Source organism: Niabella beijingensis (genome assembly GCF_020034665.1).
Taxonomy (GTDB): domain Bacteria; phylum Bacteroidota; class Bacteroidia; order Chitinophagales; family Chitinophagaceae; genus Niabella; species Niabella beijingensis.
The window spans coordinates 2,694,218-2,720,080 of sequence record NZ_JAIQDI010000002.1; the positions used below are offsets into that span (position 1 = coordinate 2,694,218).

The 25,863-nt window shown below is 46.7% G+C and carries 20 protein-coding genes; 7 read left to right on the forward strand and 13 right to left on the reverse strand.

Features of this window, described 5'->3' with window-relative positions; translation table 11 throughout:
• The 4 genes from K7B07_RS27285 to K7B07_RS27300 all read right to left on the reverse strand — a co-directional run bounded on the left by K7B07_RS27285 (position 1) and on the right by K7B07_RS27300 (position 6,387).
• Positions 1-1,341 (reverse strand): TolC family protein, encoded by a 1,341-nt coding sequence (locus K7B07_RS27285; RefSeq protein WP_223713816.1) that lies wholly within the window; start codon positions 1,339-1,341, stop codon positions 1-3.
• A gap of 25 nt (positions 1,342-1,366) precedes the next feature.
• Entirely contained in the window at positions 1,367-4,465 is a 3,099-nt protein-coding gene (locus K7B07_RS27290) for an efflux RND transporter permease subunit (protein WP_223713818.1), read from the reverse strand.
• 21 nt (positions 4,466-4,486) lie between these two features.
• Positions 4,487-5,548, reverse strand: a complete 1,062-nt coding sequence (locus tag K7B07_RS27295) for an efflux RND transporter periplasmic adaptor subunit (protein WP_223713820.1) — start codon at positions 5,546-5,548, stop codon at positions 4,487-4,489.
• A 263-nt stretch (positions 5,549-5,811) separates the two neighbouring features.
• Complete coding sequence (locus K7B07_RS27300; RefSeq protein ID WP_223713822.1) at positions 5,812-6,387, reverse strand: helix-turn-helix domain-containing protein; 576 nt, start codon at positions 6,385-6,387, stop codon at positions 5,812-5,814.
• A 99-nt stretch (positions 6,388-6,486) separates the two neighbouring features.
• Here K7B07_RS27300 and K7B07_RS27305 point away from each other — a divergent pair, with 99 nt between their 5' ends.
• A complete protein-coding gene (locus K7B07_RS27305; protein WP_223713823.1) occupies positions 6,487-7,314 on the forward strand; it encodes a hypothetical protein in 828 nt (275 codons plus the stop codon).
• Positions 7,315-7,373: 59 nt separating this feature from the next.
• On the opposite strand, the gene K7B07_RS27310 is transcribed toward K7B07_RS27305, so the two are convergent.
• Entirely contained in the window at positions 7,374-7,979 is a 606-nt protein-coding gene (locus K7B07_RS27310) for a DNA-3-methyladenine glycosylase (protein WP_223713825.1), read from the reverse strand.
• Between the two features lie 555 nt (positions 7,980-8,534).
• On the opposite strand from K7B07_RS27310, the gene K7B07_RS27315 reads away from it, so the two are divergent.
• From K7B07_RS27315 to K7B07_RS27330, 4 genes are all read left to right on the forward strand, one after another.
• A complete protein-coding gene (locus K7B07_RS27315) occupies positions 8,535-9,509 on the forward strand; it encodes an SPFH domain-containing protein (protein ID WP_223713826.1) in 975 nt (324 codons plus the stop codon).
• Positions 9,509-9,769 (forward strand): transposase, encoded by a 261-nt coding sequence (locus K7B07_RS27320; protein WP_223713828.1) that lies wholly within the window; start codon positions 9,509-9,511, stop codon positions 9,767-9,769. The genes K7B07_RS27315 and K7B07_RS27320 overlap by 1 nt, the downstream gene beginning before the upstream one ends.
• A 38-nt stretch (positions 9,770-9,807) precedes the next feature.
• Complete coding sequence (locus K7B07_RS27325) at positions 9,808-10,617, forward strand: hypothetical protein (protein ID WP_223713830.1); 810 nt, start codon at positions 9,808-9,810, stop codon at positions 10,615-10,617.
• Between the two features lie 196 nt (positions 10,618-10,813).
• Positions 10,814-11,797, forward strand: a complete 984-nt coding sequence (locus tag K7B07_RS27330) for a DUF6620 family protein (RefSeq protein WP_223713832.1) — start codon at positions 10,814-10,816, stop codon at positions 11,795-11,797.
• 78 nt (positions 11,798-11,875) lie between these two features.
• On the opposite strand, the gene K7B07_RS27335 is transcribed toward K7B07_RS27330, so the two are convergent.
• From K7B07_RS27335 to K7B07_RS27355, 5 genes are all read right to left on the reverse strand, one after another.
• Positions 11,876-13,579, reverse strand: a complete 1,704-nt coding sequence (locus K7B07_RS27335) for a RagB/SusD family nutrient uptake outer membrane protein (RefSeq protein ID WP_223713834.1) — start codon at positions 13,577-13,579, stop codon at positions 11,876-11,878.
• 25 nt (positions 13,580-13,604) lie between these two features.
• A complete protein-coding gene (locus K7B07_RS27340; protein WP_223713836.1) occupies positions 13,605-16,730 on the reverse strand; it encodes a SusC/RagA family TonB-linked outer membrane protein in 3,126 nt (1,041 codons plus the stop codon).
• Between the two features lie 496 nt (positions 16,731-17,226).
• On the reverse strand, positions 17,227-17,796 hold the full coding sequence (locus tag K7B07_RS27345; protein WP_223713838.1) for a hypothetical protein: 570 nt from the start codon (positions 17,794-17,796) through the stop codon (positions 17,227-17,229).
• A gap of 609 nt (positions 17,797-18,405) precedes the next feature.
• Complete coding sequence (locus K7B07_RS27350; RefSeq protein ID WP_223713840.1) at positions 18,406-19,308, reverse strand: patatin-like phospholipase family protein; 903 nt, start codon at positions 19,306-19,308, stop codon at positions 18,406-18,408.
• A gap of 202 nt (positions 19,309-19,510) precedes the next feature.
• The gene (locus tag K7B07_RS27355) at positions 19,511-20,011 is read right to left on the reverse strand and encodes a DUF2004 domain-containing protein (RefSeq protein ID WP_223713842.1); all 501 of its coding nucleotides are present in this window, start codon (positions 20,009-20,011) and stop codon (positions 19,511-19,513) included.
• 563 nt (positions 20,012-20,574) lie between these two features.
• On the opposite strand from K7B07_RS27355, the gene K7B07_RS27360 reads away from it, so the two are divergent.
• Together K7B07_RS27360 and K7B07_RS27365 are read left to right on the forward strand one after the other, a co-directional pair.
• On the forward strand, positions 20,575-21,903 hold the full coding sequence (locus K7B07_RS27360; protein ID WP_223713849.1) for a C10 family peptidase: 1,329 nt from the start codon (positions 20,575-20,577) through the stop codon (positions 21,901-21,903).
• A gap of 17 nt (positions 21,904-21,920) precedes the next feature.
• Positions 21,921-22,412 carry a hypothetical protein gene (locus tag K7B07_RS27365; RefSeq protein WP_223713851.1) on the forward strand — a complete coding sequence of 164 codons (492 nt, stop codon included), beginning with the start codon at positions 21,921-21,923 and terminating at the stop codon, positions 22,410-22,412.
• 58 nt (positions 22,413-22,470) lie between these two features.
• Here K7B07_RS27365 and K7B07_RS27370 read toward each other — a convergent pair whose 3' ends face one another.
• From K7B07_RS27370 to K7B07_RS27380, 3 genes are all read right to left on the reverse strand, one after another.
• Positions 22,471-23,022 (reverse strand): hypothetical protein, encoded by a 552-nt coding sequence (locus K7B07_RS27370; protein WP_223713853.1) that lies wholly within the window; start codon positions 23,020-23,022, stop codon positions 22,471-22,473.
• 674 nt (positions 23,023-23,696) lie between these two features.
• Positions 23,697-24,248, reverse strand: coding sequence for a hypothetical protein (locus K7B07_RS27375; protein WP_223713854.1), 552 nt, complete (start codon positions 24,246-24,248; stop codon positions 23,697-23,699).
• Between the two features lie 264 nt (positions 24,249-24,512).
• The gene (locus tag K7B07_RS27380; protein WP_223713856.1) at positions 24,513-25,649 is read right to left on the reverse strand and encodes an acyltransferase family protein; all 1,137 of its coding nucleotides are present in this window, start codon (positions 25,647-25,649) and stop codon (positions 24,513-24,515) included.
• Positions 25,650-25,863: the final 214 nt, after the last annotated feature.

Consider the following 25,863-nt stretch of genomic DNA (forward strand, 5'->3'; position numbering starts at 1 on the left):
TTATTGAAGTTTTAATAAGCCTTGTGCCCGGCGCAGCTGTACCTGCACAACCCTGTGGCTGTATACAGCCTGCAGGTAATTGATCCTCGACTGTGTAAGGGCAAGTTCGGCATCCGACAATTCCAGCCGGGTGCTTCGTCCGTTGCGGTAGCGGTCGTCCATCACGGAATAGCTGATGCCCGCCAGCTCCATCGTCCTTTTTTGCAACTGCAGTTGTTGACCCGTCTCTTTCCATTCTGCTGTCAATGCAGCCAGTTCTGCTCTGACGGAATGCTGCAGGTCATCCAGGCCGATCCTCTCCTGTTTTATCCGGATCTCTGCCTGGCTGATCCTGGACCGGATACGATAACCTGAAAAGACCGGAACGGAAACCTGTACACCAAGAAAAGAGGTCGGGGGCCATGCATATCGCCTCAAACGGATATTGTCGGCCTGAGCCTGTAACTGATAGTGCCCGACTGCCGAAACCCTTGGCAGACGTTCTGCCCGAGCCGCAGCGAGTCCCAGCTGCTCTTTTACCATTGTCAGTTTCTGTATTGCTATGTCATTGCGTTTTTGCACAGCGGTTTCCAGCATTCCGCCAAGTTCATAAAACCCAGACGGCTCATTTTCCGGGGCAAGACTGTCCGACAGCTCCATTTCAACCGAGTCATCCAGACCGATCAGTCTTTTAAGATAAATGCCGGAGACATTGAGGCGGTTCTTAAGATAAGAGATCGAGGACCTGAGGTTTTCTACAGCAATAAAGGCACGTAAGGTATCCGCCTTCAGACTCCTGCCTTGCAAAAACAATGACCGCGTATCATCCAGTGCCTTTCTATTCCGGGAGAGACTTTGTTCCTGCAAAATGATCTGCGCCTGCATAAACAGCATATTCAAGTAGGCTATGGATAACTGCTCACCTAACCGCCCTTCCAGGTCTCCGGTCTTCTCTCTTTGGATTTGCTCATCATACCGGGCCTGCTCTGCCTGTTTTCCGGCAACCAAATCTACCAATGGCTGACTGGCAGTAATCATACTATTAAAGGCATGTTTCCCTCCTACCGCCACTTCCTGTACCGGCTTCGATGTTCCTGCAAAAGAACCGGGAAGAAAGATGATCTGCCGGTCAAAATAATACTGATAGCTGCCCCCTGCAGCCACATTCGGCAGCAGCAGGCTCTTTACTTCCCGGGTGATTTCTTTTTGACGTGCCGCTTCCAGTACCTGTACCTGCAGCTCCCGGTTTCCGGCTGAGGCCATTGAAAGGGCTTCCGAAAGACTGATCCTTTTTACCTGCTGTCCAGTGCCATTGGTACTGAATAAAGTCAGAAACAATACAATGATTACTTCATATTTCATTTTTGTTCTTTTTTAGAATGATAGATCACACCACTTCGATCACTTCATCTGCCTCCGGCTCCTCTACCGCCACTTTTCTGCGCCTGCTGCCCGATAAATAGGAATACACTGCGGGAATAATAAAAAGCGTTAAAACACCTGCAAAGACCAGCCCTCCTGCGATAACGATCCCCAATGACTGGCGGCTGTTCTGGGTCATGGCGATCGGCAGTGCTCCGAAAATCATGGCCAGCGAGGTCATAAGGATGGGACGGAAACGCTGCTCGGCTGCCAGAAGGGCGGCCTCGGATTTTGAAAGGCCCGTCGCTTTCAAATGATTGGCAAACTCTACAATAAGAATCCCGTTTTTTGTGATCAGTCCTACCAGGGTGATAATGCCGATCTGACTGAAAACATTCAGGCTCTGCCCAAACCAGCTCAGACTAAGCACAGCGCCTGTTACCGCCATAGGTACGGTGAGCATGATGATCAGGGGATCCCGTAAACTCTCGAACTGGGCTGCAAGAATCATATAAATAAGCAACAGCGCAAGGATAAGTGTGAACATGATATTTCCCTGGCTTTCTTCGTAGTCCCTGGATTGACCCGCCAGCGATGTTTTGAAATTAATCCCCAATACTTCTTTCTGAATGCGCTTCATTTCGTCGATGCCTTCCGCCAGACTGACCCCTGGTGCCAGTCCCGCGGAAACCGTAGCTGAAGTGTATTGATCATAACGGTAAATCGCCGCCGGACTGATGCCTTCCGTTATTGTGACCAGATTATCCAGTGCGATCATCTGGCCGCTGGCAGAGCGTACATGAATGGATTGCAGATCGCTCACCTTACTTCTGTTCTCCTTCTCCAGCTGACCGATCACTTCGTATTGCCGGTCGTTCCGTAAAAAATAGCCATAACGCTGTCCCGACAGCGACAACTGCAGCGCCCGGGCCACTTCCTGGATGGACACTCCCATTAACGCGGCCTTCTGCCGGTCGATGCTGATCTGCAATTCTGGTTTATTGATCTTAAGATCCGCGTCCACAAACATGAGTTTTTTACTTTGACGGGCAGCAGTGAGGAATTTATTGAGTGCAACTGCCACCGTGTCCAGATGGGGTCCCTGCAATACAAATTGAACGGGCATACCGCCGCCATAACGCGTTCCGATGGTAGGCGGCAGATAAGGAAAGAGCAGCATGCCCCTGAAATTGCCCGATGCCGCGGCATACTGATTGTACAGGTCCTGCACGGATGCTTTGCGTTCTTTAGGTTCTTTAAGATAGATACTCTGTACCGCAAAACTTACAGGAGCAGGAGCCGGGATAAAGGAAACGGCCACCATCGAATATGTTTGGTAAAGGCCGTCAGTAGAATCGTTGACATACTTGCCAACAGCAGTCATTTGTTTTTTCATGTAATCGAATGATACCCCTTCCGGAGCAATCGCTATCAGGCTCATATTGGACCGGTCCTCTACGGGAGCCAGCTCAGAGGGCAGTTTTTTGCCGACAATATATATCAGCGCTCCTGCTCCCGCCAGAAATATCCAGGCCATCCAGCGTACTTTCATAAACCCTTTCAGCAAACGGGCATAGCCGTTATTGAGGTGAATAAAAAAAGGTTCGGTAACACGCTGAAGCCAGTTTGGCCCTTCCTGTTTTTTTAAAAGATAGGCGCTCAGCATCGGCGAAAGCGTTAATGCAACAAATGCCGATACCAGCACGGAGCCGGACACCACGATAGCGAATTCTTTGAACAACTGGCCGCTGATCCCACCCATGAAAACAATTGGCAGAAACACCGCCGCCAGGGTGATGGTAGTAGATATTACTGCAAAATAGATCTCTTTTGATCCCCTGAAGGCGGCCTGCACGGGAGTCATACCTTCTTCCACCTTTTTATAAATATTCTCAAGCACCACAATCGCATCGTCAACAACCAGTCCAATGGCCAGTACCAGCCCAAGCAGCGTCAGCACATTGATAGAAAACCCCGCCACATACATGATAAAAAAAGCAGAAAGGATCGATACCGGGATGGCCAGCACAGGGATTATCGTGGAACGCCAATCCCGCAGAAACAGAAAGATGATCAGCACCACCAGGCCAAATGCAATAAACAGCGTCTCTTCCACCTCTTTGATGGATTCACGGACCGGCTTGGTAAAATCAAAGCCTACGATAAGGCGGTACGCTTTCGGAACCTCTTCCCGGAGCTGATCCAACCGGCGGTAAAACTCATCCACTACCTGTATCGCATTTGCACCACGCTGGATCTGTATGGCAATTCCCACGCCCTGGCGATTGCTGTTATCCGTTTCATTGATGATAGCCGTGCGCTCATTCAGCTCGCCGAGTTCAGCAAAGCCGATGTCTTTCAGCCGTACGACAGCTGCATCTGATTGTTTAATGATCATTTCATTAAAATCTTCCGTAGTGGTCAGGCGTCCCATAGTGCGTACACTCAGCTCAGTAGCGCTCCCTTCAATTTTACCGGAGGGCAGGTCCATATTTTCCCGCAGAAGTGCCTGCCGGATATCTTCCGGCGAGAGCTGATAGGCGGCAAGTCTTACAGGATCAAACCGAAGCCGCATAGCATATTTATGCTCCCCCACTACCGCCACCCTGTTGATCCCCGGTATGGATTGCATGCGATCCTTGATAACGGTTGAAGCCAGGTGACTTACCTCCTTGATATCCTTTGTGTCGCTCTCTACTTCCAGAAAAGCAACCAGGTTATCCGGTGAACTGGCTTTCTCCACAATGGGAGGGTCAACGTCCGCAGGCAGCTGGCTCCTGGATTTGGCCACCTTGTCGCGGACATCATTCAGGGCATCCTCAAGATCAACATCGCGGTTGAACTCAACAGAAATAACACTGGCCTGTTCTCTTGATTCGGAAGAGATCGTCCGGACCCCTCCTGCTTCGGCCAGCGACTCCTCAATGGGTCTTGAGATCTTTGAAGCAATAACATCGGGGCTTGCTCCCGGATAAAAGGTAACGACAGATATAACCGGTGCTTCTGTTAGGGGAAATTCCCGGATGCCAAGCTGTTTCAATCCCACGAAGCCCAGTATGATGATCAGCACAGAGAAAACACCACCCAGTACCGGTTTTTTTATACTTAACTCTGGTAAATTCATATCGATAAAAGTTTGAGGTAATTACTTTGAGGTGGCCACCTGCACCGGAGCTCCATCATTCAGGCGGAGCGTGTTGGATACAATCACACTATCGCCGTGTTGCAGACCTGATGTGATCACGGCATGTGACTCGCTTCTGTTACCGATCATAACAGGTGTCATTCGTGCGGTGCCGCCTTTGAGCAGATAAACAGTATACCCTTCACCACCGGGCAGCAGCGCCTCGGTAGGTACCATGATCCCTTTTGTACCGGCACTTATGGTAGAAAAAAAGATCTTAGCAGAAAGCCCGGACCTTAGCTTATTTCCGGGATTTGCAGCAACTGCCTGCACCAGGATACTCCTGCTGCCCGCATCCACACCAGGTTCCGTTGCTATGATGGTAGCCGGGTACCTTTCGGGAGCCAGTTCCGTGAGGAACTCCACCGCATTTCCTTTTTTGATCAGCGGCAGGTACCTTTCAGGAACAGAAAAATTAATTTTAATCTGGTGCTGGTCCTGCAGGCTGACCAGTTCGGTGTTGGGGGTCACATAGGCACCTGCTACCATTTTAGAGATGCCGATCTTTCCGGCAAACGGTGCAGTGATCAAGGTCTTTGACAGTTCCGCCCGCAACAGTTCCCGTTGTGCTTCAAGAACGCTCAGCCGGGTAGCTACCTCATCATATTCCTGTTGCCTGACGGCTTCTGTTTTACGCAGCTCAGCCAGCCGGAGTTCATCCAGTTTGGCCATTTTTAATTCGACGGCCAATTGCAGTAACCGGGCCTGAAGGTCTGCGTCGTTTAATTTATAGAGCAGCTGTCCCCGTGATACAAAGGCCCCGTCATGAAAACCAACCTGCAGCACCCGTTGTGCCACCTCGCTTCTTACTATCACCTCCCGGAAAGGCAATGTTGTTCCGGTGATCACCTCCTGCTGACTGAGGTCAGCTTCCCGGGCAACGGTAATATCAACCGGCAAGGCTGGTGATGCCTCCGCCTTGCCGGCCTGTTTTTTTGGCGCCGGTCTGTTATCACATGCTCCAAGCAGTATTATTAAGACCGCTGGCAGCAACATCGATGGGTAAATAAATCTTCGTAACATAGTTTTGTGATTAATATGAACACCTAACATTTTTATTGATCACAAATGTAGAAGACTGCGATCCCGGGGGTGTTATACTATAGGGAGTAAGATTTGCAATATTCTAAGAAAAAGGGGACGGCCTCAAAAGCCGGTTGGCAGCATTGCCCGGTGCAACACTGGAGCAGCATCTATGCTCCAGAAAACCGGAATGGTCTGCCAGCGGCAGCAACAAATAACAGAATGGTGTTTTGAAACCAGCTCTCCGGGCTTTTCCCGGTCAGCTATAACTCCCCTGTCTTTTGGATGCTTTTTGCCCGGCGCACTTCTTTAAAATGAGAGGTATTTAAACCGGTCAGGAATTTAAACTGTCTCGATAAATACGCCGCACTGCTGAATCCGAGCCTGAACGCAATATCGGAGAGTGTATCTTCTGTATACACCAAAAGCTCTTTGACCTTTTCTATCCGGTATTCAATAATGTATTGTTCAATGGTTGTCTGCTCCAGTTCATTAAACACCGAACTGATCGCCTTGTAATCTCTGTTCAGCTGCTTTGATGCCAGACCGGAAAATTTAAAATTGTTCCCGAAGTCATAACTGCCCGAGTATACATGGTCAACGAGCGCCTTTACCTCCCGCACCATCCGGAATTTTTTATTTTCAAGTAATGTAAAGCCCAGGTGCGCCAGTTCCTTTTGAACGGCTTCCATATCCGGGCCGGATAACAGCGACCGGGTAATCACTTCACCCAATCCAATACGCGTTACCGGTATCTGCAGTTCCTGCATCTTTTGCCGGATAGCCAGAACGCAACGACCGCAGACCATTCCTTTAATGGAAATTTTATGATCCTGCATAGCATGCCTTTATAAAAGCAAATTGCAATTTATTCTGCCGTCGCCTGTTGTTCAATTCTGGAAATATGTTACAAGATTTTAATATTTTCCGACCCGCTGGTGAAGAAAAAATGTAAATCTTATAAAGATGCGTCTCCAAAAGACAACATCCCGGCAGGCCCGCTCAATGAAATTTGCATTCATCCAAAGAACAGCAACATGAATCAGTACAATAAGGGAACTCCGAATTGCAATGCAGTAAGGATGCTGCTCCTTAATTTCAGACAGGAGGTCCGTGTCCATCAGGCGGCAACACTTATATTCGGCCCCTCCAACTTCAATGATCCTGAAGACAAGGCATCATCGCCTCAGGAGGCCGATTTCCGGCTGGTTATTATAAGCGAAGACCTCACCTGGTTCCGGCTGGTTCGTCCGGGATTTGTGACGGGCGGAGCTTACAGCGTCACATTGATATTCCCCTTTGAGGGAAATTATATTTTATTTGCCGATTTCCGGTCGAAACGCCACCCTTCGATCACTGATAAACTAAAGCTATATGTAAAAGGCGCACTTCCCCCGAAGAGTGAAGGAATGATGGAGAAACTGGTGTTCTCATCCGGGGATCTTCAAATGAAGATCATCACAGAACAGGCATTTAGAACGGAAACTCAAAACAAGATAGCGGTCACGATCCGGAAAAATGGTGTACCCCTGCGGGCAACCGACCTTACATCTTGTCTCGGAGCCATGGCACATATTATCCTGGTCCGCAGAAATGATAAGTCGTTTCAACACCTCCATTCCGAAGCGGATGAGAACTATCCGGTCATCGGCCGTATCCTGTTTTCCCGGCCGGGGATTTACAGGATGTGGATCCAGTTCCAGACCGGTAACCAGCTGTACACAGCAGATTTCACGCTTAACGTAGCGGAAAGCAATGCACAGTAACCGGGGCAATCCCAGCCGGCTGTTGCCTGCTTGTACCCGCCGGCCGAAGCACAGGCGCTTCAGCTCTTATTGGGCTTACTAACATATTTATTGTCCCTGACGAAAAACCGCCAGGGCAAAAGCGCATCTTCCAGGGCATAGGCAACGCCTATACGCGGTGTTGTTATGATCGCATCAGAAGTATACCGGATGTTGTGATCTTCGATCCAGATCTCCTGCCCGGTCAATTTTTTTTTATTAAAGCTGCCGTCAATTCCCAGGGCCCTGGCTGCAGAACCCGGACCGGATGAAATTACAGCACTGGTAGCGGGCATGTTCCGCCTGCGTTCCATTATTTGTTTACCGATTAATGGTTCAACAGCCCTTACCAACACTGCATGAGGTTCATCCTTAAAAGAACTAACAATATTAAAAAGATAATGCATGCCGTAACATAAATATACATAAGCAACCCCGCCCGGACTATAAAGTATTTCCGTCCGGTTTGTACGCCGGCCGCCATAGGCGTGTGAGGCTTTATCCTGTACACCAAAGTAGGCTTCGGTTTCAACGATTATGCCGGCGGTTACCGCACGCCCCTTCCGGGTGAAAAGCACTTTGCCGAGAAGATCCCTGGCAAGGAACGTGACATCCGGATTCAGGTAATAGGCAGATGGTAATTTCAACTTGAGCCGATTTATTAAATAACAACCTTTACAAACTCAAATAAAGCACAAAATTCCGGATTCCGCAATCAAACGATCCTGAAAAATAAAACAGAAGGGGATTTTTCAGAAACAAATCACAAGAAACTAAAAACCAATTATATACATATGCACGTAGACAATTTATAGACACTCCGGATGCCCCTTGTAGCAATTGTGTAGGAGTTCAAGACTTTGATGATCCAGCTCAATAGTTCAAATTTGAAAAGTGCGGGAACAGGTCCCAACGCACAATGCAGCAGGAATAGCAAAACGGTTTCCGCCAGGGAGATCATGTACAGGCTGTATTGCCGCTCTTTCTAAACACCGGATCCCTTTTATCGGATGCTGTTAAAAAATGATTACGAATGAAAAAATCGACAAGGCCGTTGTTACCTTTATGTTTTACACCCCGCTTTTCCTCAGCCGGAAATAAAAAGATCGTATTTTCATTCCCAAGGGCTGTGAAAAAGATCCGGGAACAAATGATACAACCGGATCCGTTGTTTTGTACACCGGTATTTTAAATTAACACACATGAACCTACCTTTTATTGAAATCATTGAATCGCCCACACCGGATCCTAACCTGCTGATGTGGAAATTTGCCGACAAGGACAGGGAAATAAAGAACGGGGCACAGCTTACCGTAAGGGAGAGCCAGCAGGCCATGCTCCTGAACCAGGGACAGCTGGCAGACGTATTCCAGCCCGGGCTGCACCGTCTGGCAACAGAGAACGTACCGATCCTAAGCCGGCTTAAAGGCTGGAAGTATGGTTTTGAAAGTCCGTTTAAAGCTGATGTTTACTTTTTCAACACCTACCATTTTATCAACAATAAATGGGGTACCCCGGCACCGATCCTTATGCAGGATTCCCAGTTCGGGCAGGTGCGGGTGCGCGCTTTTGGCAGCTTTGATATAAAGATCGCTGATGCAGGGAAATTTTTCAGGACCTATGCCGGCACCTTTCCCCGGCTTACTATTTTTGAGTTACAGGGACAGTTGCGCGATTTTGTAGCACCGAAATTCGGCGAAGTGCTGGCCCAGGAGCAGATCCCGCTTACTTCCGCGGCAGGAAATATTACCGATCTCAGCCGGAAGATCGAACCGCATCTGAAACCCTATTTTGAAACGCTGGGACTGGAGTTAACACAGTTCATCATTACCAGTGTTACCCTGCCGGAAGAAGTGACCGCCTTCTATGATAAGGTGACCAATATGAATATGGTGGCCGATATGGATAAATTCACCCGGTTCAATACGGCCAATGCCATCGGGGAAAAAGGCACCGCTCTCAACGACGCCACGCAAACGGCGCTGGCCATGGGCGTGCTGCTGAACCAGGTACAGCAGAACAATACGAATGCCACACCGCAACAGGCGCCGGCCGCTACCCCGCCCCCCAACGATATCACTGCAAAACTTCAGCAACTGAAGATCCTTTTTGAGAATGGCCTGATCGACGAAGACGAATACAAGGCAAAAAAAGCAGACCTTTTAACACAACTGTAATGGAAGAAAAAAAGGCTCAATCCTTTTTGGAAAAATTAAAGGCCAAAGCACAGGCACAACAGAAATACGGGGGGCCTGCGGAATCAAAAGATGCCAGCATCGGCACGAAAACCTGCCCGAACTGCGGCGCCGGCAGGGCAAAGGACGACGGACTGACCCATTGTGCCTACTGTGGTTTTGAATTTATGCAGGTAACGCTTACCGACGGGTTACATATAAAAAAAGAAGACAATTCAAAAGAGAACAACCAACCGGTCTGACCCGGCATCCGTTTGTTTTCATCACCCAATCACCAATTATGTTCAGTCTATTCAATAATAATAACGGGGACGAAAGCGCTTTGCCCCCGGGGCAGACACGCCAGATTCACGAAACGCAGGAGCGTTGGTTTACCTTCCTGAAAAAACTTGAAGAGCGGGTGGAAGAACTCTGCACCGCTGCCATTCCGGAACTGAAAGCCATGCGCAGCAGTACCGATGCGGTATATGAAGCCAATGTAGGACAGGTCCTCAGCGGGCTGCGCGGGCAGATCAACCAGGTAAGGGAAAAAGCCCGGCAGACAGAGGAAGAAAAGGTCCGCCCCTTCTACCGGCAACTCGACCAAGCAGGATCATTTAACGCAGCATTAGAATTTAGTGAGACCTGCTCCGGTCGCTACCGGCAGTTCGAAGCCTTTTGTCAAAGCTGGTACGGTCAGCTGGAAGCCGCCACCAAACAGGATCATGAAGCATTGTATCAAAAAATACTGGCAGAACACGAACAGCTCAGGGACCGGTTCCGCTGCCAGCAATGCGGAGCGCCCATTTCCATAGAAAAGATTTATTTCACCACTACTTATCTCAAATGTCCCGCATGCAGCACGCAAAATACCTATGAGCCCAGTACCCTTGCGCGAAGCCTGAACTGGATCGCAAGGGATCTGGCAGAAGCGCGCACCGCACACCTGCTCGCCGCATATAATAATGATGCGAGCCAGCGGCCGGAACTTTACCGCGTTTACCTGCGGGCCATGTTCGACGAATGGAATAAACTGGTACCGGATCTTACCGAATCCAATGAAAAATTTTATGAACGGCAGCTGGCCGACTTCAACCGGTCCGTTAAATAAAACTTCTAACAAACTTTTCATAATACTATGTCAAGCGTATTTTTTTGCAACAAATATCAGGCGGTGCGTGTTAACGCCCTTTCCATACGCCCTCGTCGGGCTCAGGGCGACAGGCAGCACAACACCTGATGTATGACATAGTACGGGCTTCTATTCACCGTTCACTTTTAACGAATAACATATAAAATACAATTCCATGTTCAAGAAATTATTCAACAACCTGCTGGGCAGCGAAGAAGATGCTCAAAAGCAACAGGAAACAACCGCAAACCAATACCAGCCGGAAACAGCAGCTTCTGCAGGCATGGCTGACCATCAGCAACCAAAGCACGACCGGTATGACCCGGTGACCCAGCACGGCACTCATTACCGCAAAGAAGACTTTGATGCCGCGGCGGAAAAAAAATACCAGGAACTGCTCAACGACCAGGATGAGGAACTAAGCGCGGACGACCAGCGGAACCTGCGCCGGGAGGCCATCCGGATGGTTTATTTCCAATGGAACGGAGGAGATCAGGATCAGTACATGCGTTTTGAAATGGCCAATTCACTGGACATCTCCGGCTTTGCCACGCAGGGCTTTAACCAGGTAACTGAAGATGGGAATGCCTTGTATGATCCCATTCATGGTGTTTCGCTTTATGATTATGCCGCCCTCGCTCATGCCATGGCAAAAGGCATCCCGGAAGAAACGGTATTAAGAACTTTTGGTATCGAAAAACCGGTATGGGACGAAGTAAACCTGCTGTGGCCCGAACGGATGAAACAGGATCCCACTTATGGCATCATGACCAAATATGGCGAATATTTTGCTGCAGCCGACCAGCATCCGAAACTAAGCAAACTGAAGCCCGAAGCCGCACCCGCTGTTGCCGGAAGCTCCGGCGACAACCTGGAAAAATTAAAAACCGACCGCTATTTTTATGAGGAGCTTTGCGGCGCGCGCACAGCGGCCTATGAATACGGCCTCGACGGTGCACAATGGATCCTCGAAAATTACGGCATCAATCTTTCCGACTTCCAGGCGGTGGCCATGGACTGGATGACCGCGCAAAATCAAACCTTTAATATGACGGATGTGCAGCACTATATGGATTACCAGTTGCAAAAGCAGAAAGAATATTCCGAAAAATTTGCTGCAGAACAGGGCGGGAACATTGCTGATGACGTCGAGTTCTGACGGGACCTCTTACCATCGCTGTTAAATCCCGGACAGCAATAACACTGCTCCTTCCGGCAGGCCCACATCCCCTGCCGGTTATTGATACCCCGGGTTCTGTTCCAGTACTGCTTCTGTGTTCTGGGTGATCTCCGTTGCGGGTATGGGCCAAAGATTGTGATAGGCTTCAATGGTCAGTCCCGACCGCGGATTGTACCGATGAGTACGATCGAATAATTTACCCAGCCGCGTAAGGGTTACCGCCCGGAATTCCTCCAGGTACAGCTCCCGCAACCGTTCATCAAGGATATAATCGATATTCATTGCTGCCGCCGTTGCCGGTGTGGCATGGGCCCGGTTTCGCAGTACATTGATATCATCGGCCGCCTTCTGGGTTTCTCCTTTTCCAAGATAGGCTTCCGCCCGTAACAGATAGGTCTCTGCCAGGCGGGCCATATATTTCTGCATAAATAACCGGGAGGCCCCATTCAGTAACAGTCCGCCGAACGGATTGGTGACATTGGTAATGATAGACGGACCTGCTGCAGCCACAAAATCGCCGGCCGATGGTGAGGTCTTCCGGATCACCGGGTAAAAATTGCGAATGGTATCCCTGAAATCTGCCGGTTGCACTTTGTCCTTATACCCGTCCTTTACATACCATTTACCATAGTCAGGAGATGTAGCGGGGACACCCGAGATCCGGATATCCCTGACGATATTATAGGGCGAGTTACGGATATCGCCGGGGGTCCATATTTCATAAAAGAAATGAGATGTCGGCCGGATCCACCCGATGCCGTTTGATGAAACACTGTCAACGAATTTGGAATTGAAGAGTATCGGTATTTTGGTCTTTGTGGTGGACTCCAGGATCCGTACCCCCGTCAGGCTCGGCACAACCGCCCAGGCGGTCTGGTCCCCTACCGCAGCCGCATTGTTCAGCTTGGTTTGTATTACCAGCAACCCTTCATGATTGCCACCGCTGTAACTCTGGTTATCGTATTCAAAAAGGTCGCGGTATACATCGCCGGGCTGCGCCGATCTTTTTCCGAACCGGTTGGCCATTAATGATACACCGGAAAAATTGATCACATCTGATGCACTCGCTATAGCACCATCATAGTCTTTAAGCGAGATCAGCACTTCTGTAAGCACATGCTGCGCGATCTGTTTGTTCACCACGCCATCGGTAACTTTATCAATATCGGACAACAACCCTATTGCCTGCTGCAGGTCTTTTTTACATTGTTCATATACCGCTGCCCTGGCCGCCCGTACATAATCATACCGGGGTTCTTTCAGCTCGTTCAGTTCAATGGGTACGCCGCCAAAAAGATTAGCCAGTACATTATACGAGTAGGCTCTGAAAAATAATGCCTGCCCCATAAAGCTGTTCTTATCCGCATCCGTCAGCTGGGTTGCGCCCGGCACCCGGCTGATGATCAGGTTGGTATTGGTAATGATCTTATAAAATGCCGACCAGATCGTTTGCGGAATAAAATAGGTTGGCACCATCGTGGCCTTGTAGGCGTTTAACTTGGCCGCCGGATCATAGTCTGTACCGTTAAATGCAAAATCAGTGGCATAATACAATCCGAAATAAGCATCCAGGTTCATATTACCCATATAAATGTTCCGGACGCCGTTGTATACATTATTGGTGGCCTGCTGAAACTGGGCAGTCGTTTGCAGTGAGCTCTCCGGTGTATACACCGAAAGCAGCTCTTCGTCCAGGAAATCCTTGCTGCAGGACGACAGTATCAAACCGAGGCCGAGAAGATATAAGGTTGCTTTTTTCATTTTCTGAAGTTTACTGTTGAACACATTAAAAGGTCACATTGATTCCCAGGGAATAATTTTTCATCACAGGATACCCGTTCTGATCCAGTCCCAGCCCGCCGGGGATCCTCAGCCCCAATGATGAGCGCTGACTGGCCGCAGGATTGGATTCCGGATCCCATCCGTCCCATTTGGTAAGGGTAAGCAGGTTTTGCGCATTGATGTATATCCCCAATGCCTTTATCAGTTTCACCCGTTCGAGAAACCGTTGTGAAAAATTATAGGTAAGCGTTACATCCTGGAGCCGTACAAAGCTGCGCTTTACATAGGGACCGAAATTTTCGCCCAGTGTTGCAACATAGGCGGCCACGCTCCTGTAACGCGCACCGGGATTATTGGGCGTCCAGTAATCATAAACAAATCCGTTGTTGTTCCGGATATTGTCCGGGTTTTGCAGCATGATGCCCGGCGCTCCGAGGTAACCATCCCTGCCCCCCTGTATGGTATTGATAAAGAATTTTAATTCAAATTCTTTGTATTGAAGATTATTGGAAATGCCCAGACTGAACGAAGGGTCCAGCTTACCCAGTATTTGTTTATCCGCCGGTGTGATAACGCCGTCGCCATTCAGGTCCTCGATCTTGTACTGGCCGGCCTTAAAACCCTGCTCTGCAAGGCCTGCGGGAATTTCCTCCCCAAGCTGGTACATCCCCGTGATCTTGTAATCATAGACCACACCGTAAGGCTGACCAATAAAATAACTCAGTATCGGGTCGCCGCCGTTGATCAGGTCTTTTCCGGTTCCGTCTATATCCAGCACCTTATTCCGGTTCCTGAAAAAATTGGCACCGATCTGCCATCTGAAATTTTTTGTAGCAACAGGAATACCGGTGATGTTCAGCTCCTGTCCCCTGTTCTGGATCTTCCCGATATTGATGAGGAAGCTGTTAAACCCGGTTATTGTCGGTGTGGCCCGGGAGTTCAGGAGGTTCTTCGAATTGGAAAAATACAGATCGAGCGAACCGGAAAGCCGGTTATCAAAAAAGGCAAAATCCACTCCGGCATTAAATGAGTTCGTCGTTTCCCAGCGCAGGTTCAGGTTTGGCAGCTGGCTTAAAAAAGAGCCCAGCTGCGGTCCGCCCGATGCGCCATAAAGGTATCCGTTGGCCAGCCCCACATTCATCTGGGCAAGGGTCTGATAACGGCCGACGGTCCTGTTACCGGTAGAGCCGTAGGACAGTCGCAGTTTCAGGTCGTTTACCCCCGTTACAGACTCAAAGAATTTTTCCTGGTTCAGGCGCCAGGCAAAGGCCAGTGAAGGGAATACGGCCCATTTGTTCTTTTCAGAAAAACCGGAAAAGCCATCCCTTCTTACAGTTCCTGTCAGGATATATTTTTTGTCAAACGAATAGGAAACCCGGGCCATCTGGTACAGCGCCTGCTCCTTCCAGGGCAGGATCGCCGCATCATTTGACACGGTAAGCCGGGCAGGGTCTCCCACATCCAGCCGGTCGTAATACAGGATGCCGTTGGTGATACCGCCTGCCGATGTACTTGTACCATCGTGCTTATTAACCTCTGCCCCGTACAGCAAGGTCACATCCACTCCATGAACGCCGAAATCCCTTTTGTAGGTAAGGATATTGTCCAATGTCTGGAAATAGTCGGTCATATAGGTTTTATAGGCCGTGGCTTCTGTATTAGGCGCATTATAGTTGAACCGGTTTGCAGCAATATAGTTGTTGCCAAAATTCACCCGGTAGTTCAGGCCTTTAATGTACGGGATATCCACGCTGGCAAAGAAGTTGCCGATAAAGTTCAGGTTACGGTCCAGGTCCTTCGACCGGCGGAGTACTTCCAGCGCCGTCGGTGTGGTTGTTTGTGCGTAGAACTCCAGCATCTGGCCTGTTTTGGGATCGAACGGCAGTGTATAGGGCTTCAGCAGCATGATATCCGAGAAGGAAGGCGACACGCCGCTGTAATCATTTATCGATAATCCCGTTTGCGCTCCCACCGTCAACCAGTCAAAGGGTTTGGCTTCCAGGTTCAGCCGCACGCTGTTCCGCCGGTAATTATCGTTCTTGACCAGGTTAGTCTGGTCGAAATAACCGTAGCCCAGATAAAAACGGATCTTCTTCGATTTCCCGCTCAACCCGATATTGTGATTCTGGATCCTTGGCCGGGAGTTCGTCATCAGGTTCCACCAGTTGGCTTCATAGCCGTTCTTATAATTATCGGCTTCCACACCCGCAAGTTTGGTGGAGGGGTCCCAGTCAGGGTTCATTTGCGTCATGTCATTGGGATCCCTGCTTTCAGACAGGTACCAATCGCCCAGCTTTTGAATGTACTGCGCTCCCGATGCAGGGCGCATATCTTTTTGGGTCATCTCCTGTATCGAGTAGGACCCGCTGTAGTCGATGCTGATCCGGTCTGCACCACTGGCACCGCTTTTGGTGGTAATGAGCACCACCCCGTTCGATGCCTGCGAACCGTAAACGGCTGCGGCACTGGCGTCTTTTAAGAGGTCGATGCTGGCGATATCCGAAGCGTTGATGGAGGTAAGCGATCCCCTGTAGATCAGTCCGTCCACCACGATCAGGGGCGATGTGGTACCGGAGATGGAATTTCTTCCGCGTACCATAAGTGTGGGGTCGCTACCGGCCCTTGTCACCTGCCCTACGGTAAGCCCGGGAACCGTCCCCCTTAAAGAAGACATCACATTCGGGTTGGGTGATTGTTTCTGCACCTGAAGATCGGCCTTGGCCACAGCACCGGTAACATCCTGCCGGCGCCGGGTCCCATACCCCACCACCACCACATCTTCCAGTTCACCGGCGCGCTGCAATAAGGTCAGTATGATATCCGGGTTCTGTCCTTCACTGATCTTATATCCTGTGAAGGATTTCGTTTCATACCCTACCATACTCACATTAAAAGTATAATCCCCGGCCGGTAAACTGGCAAAAGTAAATTTCCCATTGTTGTCAGAGATTGCCGTTTTTACATTGGTGCCGTTCTGCAATGCTTCCACGGTAGCTCCGGCAAGTGGTGTCCCCCCTTCACCTGTTACAGCGCCGCTGATGCCGCCGGTGGCTTGCTGCGCATAAGAAAAAAACGGCATGGTGCACACGGCAACCATTATTGCCATGGCAAATCTTTTGATCGTTCCCATAAAATTTCAGCCTTTTTTAAAAGTGTTCAATCTGGTTTAAAAGCAATACAAAAAAGTTAACAACCGTTTGCTCTTTTACAAAAAGAAAGCTTTTATCCTGCTTCTGGTTTCGGTAAATTATCCTATTATTAAGCAATTTTGGCAAATTTGAGCTGTATACTTTCAACAGGTGCCAATATAAGACAGTCCGCACATGGTGGCCGATTCATGTCGCAGCCCCCCACAGGAACTATATGTCGCTATTTTTTGAGTTGATCACGATAAAACGGACGTCTTCCACGGGACTTTCCCCGGCGGGAGGCCTGTTGTAAAGCGGTGTATCCCGGATCGGGGACTTCTCCCTGATAAGCCGCCCGGATACCTCTACTAATATGATTGAATAGGAAAAACAGGGGGATCTTTTCAGCCGTTGATCCGCCCGGTTGGTTTAAAGGAAATTTATTGATCTTTCTGCGGGCAGGTTGCAATCGAAAAATCGTAGCCCTTTTTTATCCCCTTATTGCTGAAGTATCTGCAATTCGCCACCGGCAGTATTACCGCTGAACTGGCAATAAATGTGATGCCCGTCCTGCCTGCGGATCACATATACCAAAACTTTGTTGTTCCAATAGTCTATTGAACCCTCGTCACCAAAATAGGTAGCATCCTCTTTGATCCGGTCCAGTTCTGCCCTGGATACCTTTCCTTCAAATATCTTTACACCGCCCAGTTCTGTTATTTGGGCCGTCAGCTTCTTTTCAAAATAATCGTAAGACCATCCGCTGCCTACAGACCCTTCGTTGGTTATAAATGCCCGCCATACATTCCCCTCCAGGCGTTGCATTTTCCCATTGATCGGGAAAAATAAAAAGTCCTCCTGGTGTGTATAGGCCTGACTGTTAAGTAGCTTTAAGCCTTTGGGCAGTTGTATATAAGGGAAATCGCCAAGTGTAACTTTGGAAACCGGAATGGCATTGATATCGAATTTCTTGGTTCCCGGCCCGGGCGTCGTTTGCGCGAAAAGGGAGCTATCCAGGAAATTGAATACCATAAATAAAAGTAGTGCGCTGCTGATCAGGTTTTTCATAATACTATTTTTTAAGCTTTCCTGCCTGTTTTATATTCAAATATAATACCGTTGCGGCAACACTTCAAAAATTCCTGAAAATAAAGGAGCAATTGAAGAGCGTTTTTTTGTTTAGCCGGCTTCTACATAAAAAAATAAATAACTTATATCCGGTCCCGGACTTATTGGAACGCCGTTAACCAAAAAACAAAGGCCCTATTTGAGGTTACAAATAGGGCATATTTACCTTGAGCTTTTTTAAATTAGTCCGATACGGAAGAAAATAAAAACCTGACTGGACTTGATCTCCCTTGATAATAAGCTGTATTTTATTCTTTTTGTAGCCAGCTTCTAAAGTCGGCCCGTGGATTAACTCACCGCTATTGCCTTGCAAAACCTATTCTAAAAAACTATTGCCAAAATATTCAAATAGTTGCAACCCTTTAAGAAGGTTTCATTACAACTATTGGCACTCTTCTAAGTCAATCTGATAATCATACTGTTGATAGACTTCTCAAGCACTAGAAGCGTTACCCTTACTTTGAATAACGACAAAACGACGGTTTCTCATATTTTGGATTTTATTGTTTTTGAGATTTTAGTATTATCTCAAGACGACAGGGATATATATCAGCACCAGAATTCAGTGAACTCCTCAGCAAAGGCTTTGCCCTGGTTGTAACCTGCTTGAGCAGAAGGACGCCGCCTCGACAGATCCATAAGATCCATACCCATTCCGATCGCGTTTTGGGACTCACTATCCGGCAAGATCGTTTCAACCAGGCTGCCGTGTGCACGCAGGTCGTTGATCTGTGCTTCGAGATGAAGTCCCCATTCTAACGGCTTGCGCGTTCTGGTACCCAGTGGCGCAATAACCAGTACCCGCTGATATCCGGCTGCCAGATCAGCATTCACATCGGCACGGTAACCGCCATCAATGTATCGGTTACCACCGATACTATAAGCAAAGCCTCCGGCAGTGCTGGCGGCGACGGCGTCCGCCAGGTCTACCCCGCTGTGGCGGTCGAAGACGACCGCTTCACTGCTATGGGCATTGACCGCAGTGATCAGCATCCGTTGTTCCGGCCAGTGCTGGTTGGGCAGCCTCGCAGCAACAGTGGCCCGCCATTGCAGTTGCCTGGAATCCCGGGACGCCTTGTCTGTTTCAAGGAGTGCCGCACCCATTTTGCGGCGCATATCGTCTGCATCCTTAGCAGAACTGATAATTCGATTTGTTATTTCTATATGGTTTACTTGCTTATTTGCAATGCCTGTTTTACCGGCTGCTGCAGTCCCGGGCCGGGGAGCCCAGGCAAGAATGCTGGTAAGAAGTTCCGGTGGCCGGATCGTGCTGGTTATTTGAGCCGCGACGGTAGCTCCTGCCGATGTCCCGATGATCAGATCGGCCCGCCTCACATCCAGGCCGGCATCAAACAGGCCGGCAATAACGCCAATCGACCAGGCATTACCCGTAGCGCCGCCACCACCCAGTACTAAAGCTTTGCCACTTTGAGTCGCTTTTCTAATTTCCATTTTTGTTCTACTTTATGTTTACTAAAAAAAACCATTCACCTGAAACTTGTAAAGAAAGTACAGTGCCGATTACGTCCCCCATCCTCGTACATGCACCAGTATTGTTCCCGGGGGATGTCATAAACCAGAACAATACCGTATCAACTATAACTTCAACCCGATTGAAAAAATAATTGAATAGTATACGAACCTGCTCATATCGTTAGCTTTCCATAGCGATCCTCGTTATTGCCCCATTATGGTCTGTGGCCAGGACTAACAAATATTGTGTCAGGTCTTCTCCAATTGTATAATCAAAAATCGCGAGTTCATCCAGATCATACGGATACAGACCTACTCTCACCAATTTTAAAGCATTGATCAGTTGGAGTTCGGGAGTTATAGCCTTACTATTGCAATCAATAAGGTTGGATAAATCTGCAGGTCCAATTTCTTCGATATGGCGGATAACATACTCCTTGACTGCCCCACTATTCTCATCGTGGTAATCATGCAGTATACGTTTTCTATTCATTTTGTCTTGTTCAGCAATTGTACCAATAAACCCGTCCACTGTGCGTAAAGCATCCAGGTCGATAGCCTTGTCCATAAAATTTAAGTCGATGCAAACTTCATGGCCATTGAGCAGAACCGCTACATCGTAGTATTCTTCGAGATTATCAGTGTCAACCTCTCCGAAGTGGGGTAAAATATATTCTGCCATTGACTATGGTTGAGGATCATTTTTAAAAGGGAAGATACAATCAATTTGAGATTTTTGCCCTTATTTGCTAACGAGTGTTCTGAACTCGTGCTTAAGAGGTTCACTTTTCACACCCTCCAAACAGTGTTTTTCGAATTCGCTGGTTCAATCGCCGGAGGCCTTTTAGGACTTTAGCTTTTTCAAGTTCGATCACTTTTTCGATAGAAATTGAAAAAATACGCTGTACAATTCATCAACCACTGTATTTATTAGCTTTATAACCATCCTCCAGTCAGATAAAATGTAAAATTTGGTTCTCCTGTCATTTCATACCAAACCCAATATTACTAAAAGTTGATTTTCAACTAACTAAATCGTTCCACCCATTTACTAAATATATAATTCTAAAATTCAGCTATAAATATTTATATTTATAATGCAAAGTGGATTTCAAGCTAATTTTTTGCTTATGTAACCGACAACCAATAATGATAATGCCGTATCAACCTGATTTTCCATCTACACCAAGCTAGTAAAAATTAACGACTATGATAAAATTTATACCATAACTGCTCGCCTTCTCAATGTTCTACTTAAGTATTATAACACTTTCGTGCTCGAAGCAAGAAAAGTCGAAAACAGAATTTTCATCAAAAGAAATCGCACTAAATGCTGCACAGGTTGAAAAAAAAGCTTTTGGGAAGATATCATTTATTGATGGGGCGTACGATATTCCATTGGAAACAGTCGAAGCCATTGCCGTTAATCTCAATGGCATTGTTCCGGATGAGCTAAAGTTATCGAATGGAAAGGATAGGCTCCCAATCGAAAAAATAGTAACCGTTCCTGATAGCACTGGCGATCCGGCGATGTATATCGTAAACTATGCAAAAAACAATCTAGCAATTTTTTCCGCCGACGAAAGAAGTAACCCTTTACTGGCTGTAGTACCCAGTACAAAATATGAGGCAAAAGAGGTCCCTCCAGGATTTTATAAATGGCTGGAGATTTCAATGGACTTTATCGCATTGGCGAAGAATCCTACTGTTGGAAAAGATTTGGAAAAGCCCCGAGCCGCTTGGAAAAAAATAATAAAGGATGCAGCAGCGCATAATGACAAGTTTTTGCGTGCCAATACGTTTGTTAGCAGTTACGACACTTGTATATGGAGCTGTCCAAACTATCCAGATTGCATGACCTACCCGGAGCTTGGATGCGGGGGACCAGACGTTGATCCGTGTGCGCCATCGGTATACTATTCAAAAGGCCCCTATCTTACAACCACTTGGGGGCAGGGTTGCACGTACAACAATCTTGTCCCTTGGAGTGGATGCACGGGAACCGACCGAGCCTGCTCATCTAATGATAAAGCACCCACCGGCTGCGTACCTACCGCTATGGCACAAATTCTAAAATATTGGAATCATCCGTCCCTTCCAAATTTTGATTATGTTAATATGCCAGACAGTTACGGAAACGCACAAGTACAATTGCTGATGGCATCCGCCGGTTCAAGCTTACCCTCGATCGATTATGGATGCGCTGAAACAGGCGCACGGTTAGATGAAGTCGACGATGCGTTAAAAAGTACCAAATTTGGCTTTACTCATGCCAACTACGCAACCTACGGTACAGGGAGCTACACTACGGTTATATCAAATTTGAACTCCGGTATACCTGTTATTCTAGGGGGCTGCCGGGATAAAGTCATATTCGTCCCAACAAAATGCCATGCGTGGGTTTGTGATGGATATTACGAATCCGGCGATCAATGCTATCGAGCACTAAAGTTCCATATGAATTGGGGTTGGGATGGACTTTACAATGGATGGTACGATTTTAATAACTGGGAGCCGGCACCCGGATATCACTACCAATATGGGCTGGATATGATTTATAACGCCTACCCTTAACAGCTAAATATAATTTTATGAAAAAATCTCACTTCTTAGTGTTCACCTTTTTGTCCGTTGCAACGTTGCATGGCTGCAAGAAAGAAAACAATTCCGACACTGGCCCGTCTTCGTTTAGTATTGTTGTTGAGAACGCTCAAGGGCAAAGCCTTTTAGCTCCGGCAACCGCTGGTCATTTTGAAGCTTCACAAATAAAAAGAACTGATCTGATAAACGGCAGTGAGGTCGAGTTCAATCAAGCAAATCTGGATAATCCCAAAGGATTTAAGATTGCTAATGAAAATGGAAAAAGTTTTCTATTCTTTACTCCCTACATGGGTACACAGCAAGCAGAAACAACAACATATTTCTACTGGAATGCAAATATAAAAGACACCATCATTTGTCATTTTGCTGATAATGGTCAATCTGACAAGGTGATAGATGTGTGGCTAAATAAAGTAAAGGTCTTTCCAGATAAAAATATAGCAGGTTACCCGGGCTTTGGTGCATTTAAGATCATTAAATAATCTTCCTGTTGTCCCGTTGTATTTGATTAGAAAACTCAAAAACCACCTCATTGAATGGTTATGTTACAGGCCTGGCATAACTGCGTACTCGTTTTTGAAATTCTTTGCAAAGCTCCAAAATTTCGGCCGGTGTTTTTTCAAAACGCCGAAGTCTTATCAATCCCTGACGCCAATACGCAGGCAAATCATCCTCGTTGCGGTAAAACATTATTAGATAGTGGTTGGTGGAGGTAACCAAAACTCCGTCGCTGCCGCCGGAACTTTGGGATGAAAGAGACATAATGTCAAAATTTGAAATATTTTTCCAAATAAATTTTGAATCAGGTTCGATCTTAAATCCAGCCTCAAAATTAACAATATCGTAAATGCTTCTGCCGTAAGAAAAAATGACCCCATCTTTTGAAAGCGTAATTTTGGCCGCAACATCCCAGATGTATCCCGCCAATATAAAGCCCGGAATGATCAGCAACAAAATAATAGCAAAAATTGCAAATCCAATAGGTACTGGATTAGCAATAAGCCAATAGAGCACCGGAGCAATGATTACCCCACTAACAATTAGGTCCGGTTTGTACTTCCTTTTCCGTTCAGTTATTATCAATGGATCCATGCTACTATATAAAAACAAATTCTAGTCCAGCTAAAGTTACTTAATAGTCCGATTATATCGAGCATTATTCTTTGGCAATCTTCAACCAAAGAAGGTGATAGTAAAAAGCGACTGATCTTTATCTCTAAATCGCAATATAGAGTCAACGATCAAGGGTTATCTTTGGTCTTTGACAACTGTTGCAGCTTCGCTTGCTGCGGTTCAGCCGTTGTGAAAATATTTAGCGCCTCGCCTATCTGCGGGGCATTTTTAATTTAAAATAATTGAGCAGATTAAGAAAGACCATAATTCCATGCAGTCAGTAACTTTTGACCTCCAACTTTTACTTTTTACTACTCACCAGCAGTTCTCCATATAAAGATAAGCAAACATCCTATTAAAAAAAGTGCCCGGTCATTAAAAACGCCTGTACACCTCATCTCACTTGCCTCTTTCAAATAATGGCCCACGTCCCATCCATCCCGCTCACAATCAGTCTTCGTCACATTACGCATTATTTAGCACATAGCGGGTACTCCAGCCCCCGCGGCTCCGTTTCAAAACATTCAAACCACCAGCGTTTCTCTTCGGCTAAGGACTTCCATATCCGCATGTAAAAATCTTATAACTGATAATTGGTGATCTTCTGATCAGCATCATGCCGCTCACCTAAGCTCCGGAAGGCGCTCCTCTCTTTAGTATTCAAATGCCAAATCATACTCTTTTGGAGATTTTTCATTTGTAACCAATCGCCAACCTTCTCTCAATTTCTCTTCTGCTATTTTGCCTACATAAAAAGCGCCTATTCTCTTAAAGTGCTTTTTTATTTTACCCGAAAACAATTTATATAATTCATTCGGGCCGCTATCTTCTGAAATAGTACCAACTCTGCCTGCAACTATTACACCTCTTTTTGTAGTTAAGATACCTCCAAGTTTAAGTTCTATGGATTGGGAGTTATTCATCTGATCCACTGAATATTTTTCACCTCCTGCTCTTTGAGGAATTTCTCTGATGCTTAATTGCGCTGTTTCTTTTAAAACTAAATAACGATCAATGTGGTTCCAATCTCCTGATAAAGCAATCCCTACATTTGGAGCATCAAATATGGAGTTATAAGCAGGAATGTCTCTGGTATCAAGTAATCCTGCCTTATAGTAATGAATATCGATTGTAGCTTCAATATCCTGCAGTATTTGTGTCACATCCTCTAATACTGCAAAAAATAAAGTTTGCTTACTTTTCATATTTTCATTTTTCGAAAACTAAATATACTAGGGCTAATAGATAATTCCGCCATTTTTGAATATCCTGTTGTTTTTCTAAAAGCCAAATCCTTACATTCTAATGCAGGTACACCACTTGCTCCTCTGCCCCAAAGGTTTTTATATAGCTCGCCTCCCTGCTCAGTTATACACCGGCGCCTTCCACGTCCCGTCTATCCCATTTATTATAGCATCGGCCATCTGCCCGCAGTCATCAGCATCCTTTCTATTTTTTGTTTTGGGTGTTCAATCTCTTGAGGGTACGAGTGTAAATCGGGTCTTCAATTTTAAAAATGGTTTCTCAAAATACTTATAGGATAGTATGGATATGGTTACCGTTATTACAAATGCGATAACAAATCCCACTTCATTTCTCCACTCATATAAACCGATATTTTTACTAAAAGCGGCTAATTCATCTTTAAAAATATGATAAACGATCCAGTATACCGTTATATGAAAAACGTACATCCCATAAGATATACGACCAAGATACACAAGTGGAGAAGGCATGTATTTCTCAGATGCACCAAATAGGGAGAAAAACATAAAGAGCACACCCACAAGTATTAAAAGCCACCCGGTAACGGATTGCACGAGTGTTGAAACATGAGGAGCATCCGCATTAATCCCGCAAACCATAGACGCCAGCAACCAGCATATGATACCGGCAATAAAGAGAACAAGCCGAAGCGCGGCCGGCAATTTTGGCTGGCGGCCTTTCAGATATACAGAAAGTAAGATTCCCGCAGCAAAAAACTGGAACTGAACAAAGCTATTTGTCCATTGTCCGCTAAACCCTGTCGTTGGTCTAAAGGCATAGTAAATGATTGTTCCATACGCAACGATAATTGCAAAAAATGAAAAAGTCTTTAATCCTTTTTTCTTCGTAAAAAACAGAACCAGTGGCAGCAAAATATATAGCTGTTCTTCAACGGACACGCTCCATAGTGGATTAATACAATAGGATTGCCATTCATTAAATGTTATATACCAGTTACCCGAAAATAATGTAAACGCCAGTTGAGTCCCCGGAGGAATTTTCGTTCCAAAATAACCTGTGGTGTGGGTCAATAAAACCATTCCAAAAAAGAAGGTGAAATATAGTGGCCAGATACGCAACATCCGCCTTATATAGAATGATTTAATGTTAATCTTTCCGAACTCCTGCTCCTCCCTGCCAAGCAGTTCGGTAATTAAGAACGCGCTTAAAAAGAAGAACAGGGGCACTCCATAATTTCCGATCAGGCTAAGATGATATCCCCAATAATATACATTGCTGTCTACAGGGGCCAGATCCAGCCGATGAACAAAGAATACAAAAAGAAATGCAAACAAGCGAAGTACGTCCAACTCGGGTTTGTAATAGCGTGCTACAGTCATGTATGATTTTTATACTAAAAATAAATACAATTCATCGTTTGATCTTTGCAATGGAATAAAATGCAGGTGTTTATCCATCTATCCAACCAAATTTGATGCTCATCCCTGCATATTACAACCGGTGCTTTGCGGTTACAAAGATGTACCATTTAGTGAAGTGTAAGTCTTCATGTTATTTGTCCACGCATGGCAGCGGTTCCATAGAGATCTGTCC

Bases quoted from the DNA above. Each gene is read 5' to 3' on its own strand.
- K7B07_RS27285 (WP_223713816.1), bottom strand. From the start codon at position 1,341: ATGAAATATGAAGTAATCATTGTATTGTTTCTGACTTTATTCAGTACC.
- K7B07_RS27295 (WP_223713820.1), bottom strand. From the start codon at position 5,548: ATGTTACGAAGATTTATTTACCCATCGATGTTGCTGCCAGCGGTCTTA.
- K7B07_RS27340 (WP_223713836.1), bottom strand. From the start codon at position 16,730: ATGGGAACGATCAAAAGATTTGCCATGGCAATAATGGTTGCCGTGTGC.
- K7B07_RS27325 (WP_223713830.1), top strand. From the start codon at position 9,808: ATGTTCAGTCTATTCAATAATAATAACGGGGACGAAAGCGCTTTGCCC.
- K7B07_RS27380 (WP_223713856.1), bottom strand. From the start codon at position 25,649: ATGACTGTAGCACGCTATTACAAACCCGAGTTGGACGTACTTCGCTTG.
- K7B07_RS27330 (WP_223713832.1), top strand. From the start codon at position 10,814: ATGTTCAAGAAATTATTCAACAACCTGCTGGGCAGCGAAGAAGATGCT.
- K7B07_RS27375 (WP_223713854.1), bottom strand. From the start codon at position 24,248: ATGAAAAGTAAGCAAACTTTATTTTTTGCAGTATTAGAGGATGTGACA.
- K7B07_RS27300 (WP_223713822.1), bottom strand. From the start codon at position 6,387: ATGCAGGATCATAAAATTTCCATTAAAGGAATGGTCTGCGGTCGTTGC.
- K7B07_RS27360 (WP_223713849.1), top strand. From the start codon at position 20,575: ATGTTCTACTTAAGTATTATAACACTTTCGTGCTCGAAGCAAGAAAAG.
- K7B07_RS27345 (WP_223713838.1), bottom strand. From the start codon at position 17,796: ATGAAAAACCTGATCAGCAGCGCACTACTTTTATTTATGGTATTCAAT.
- K7B07_RS27320 (WP_223713828.1), top strand. From the start codon at position 9,509: ATGGAAGAAAAAAAGGCTCAATCCTTTTTGGAAAAATTAAAGGCCAAA.
- K7B07_RS27290 (WP_223713818.1), bottom strand. From the start codon at position 4,465: ATGAATTTACCAGAGTTAAGTATAAAAAAACCGGTACTGGGTGGTGTT.
- K7B07_RS27370 (WP_223713853.1), bottom strand. From the start codon at position 23,022: ATGGATCCATTGATAATAACTGAACGGAAAAGGAAGTACAAACCGGAC.
- K7B07_RS27315 (WP_223713826.1), top strand. From the start codon at position 8,535: ATGAACCTACCTTTTATTGAAATCATTGAATCGCCCACACCGGATCCT.
- K7B07_RS27355 (WP_223713842.1), bottom strand. From the start codon at position 20,011: ATGGCAGAATATATTTTACCCCACTTCGGAGAGGTTGACACTGATAAT.
- K7B07_RS27335 (WP_223713834.1), bottom strand. From the start codon at position 13,579: ATGAAAAAAGCAACCTTATATCTTCTCGGCCTCGGTTTGATACTGTCG.
- K7B07_RS27365 (WP_223713851.1), top strand. From the start codon at position 21,921: ATGAAAAAATCTCACTTCTTAGTGTTCACCTTTTTGTCCGTTGCAACG.
- K7B07_RS27350 (WP_223713840.1), bottom strand. From the start codon at position 19,308: ATGGAAATTAGAAAAGCGACTCAAAGTGGCAAAGCTTTAGTACTGGGT.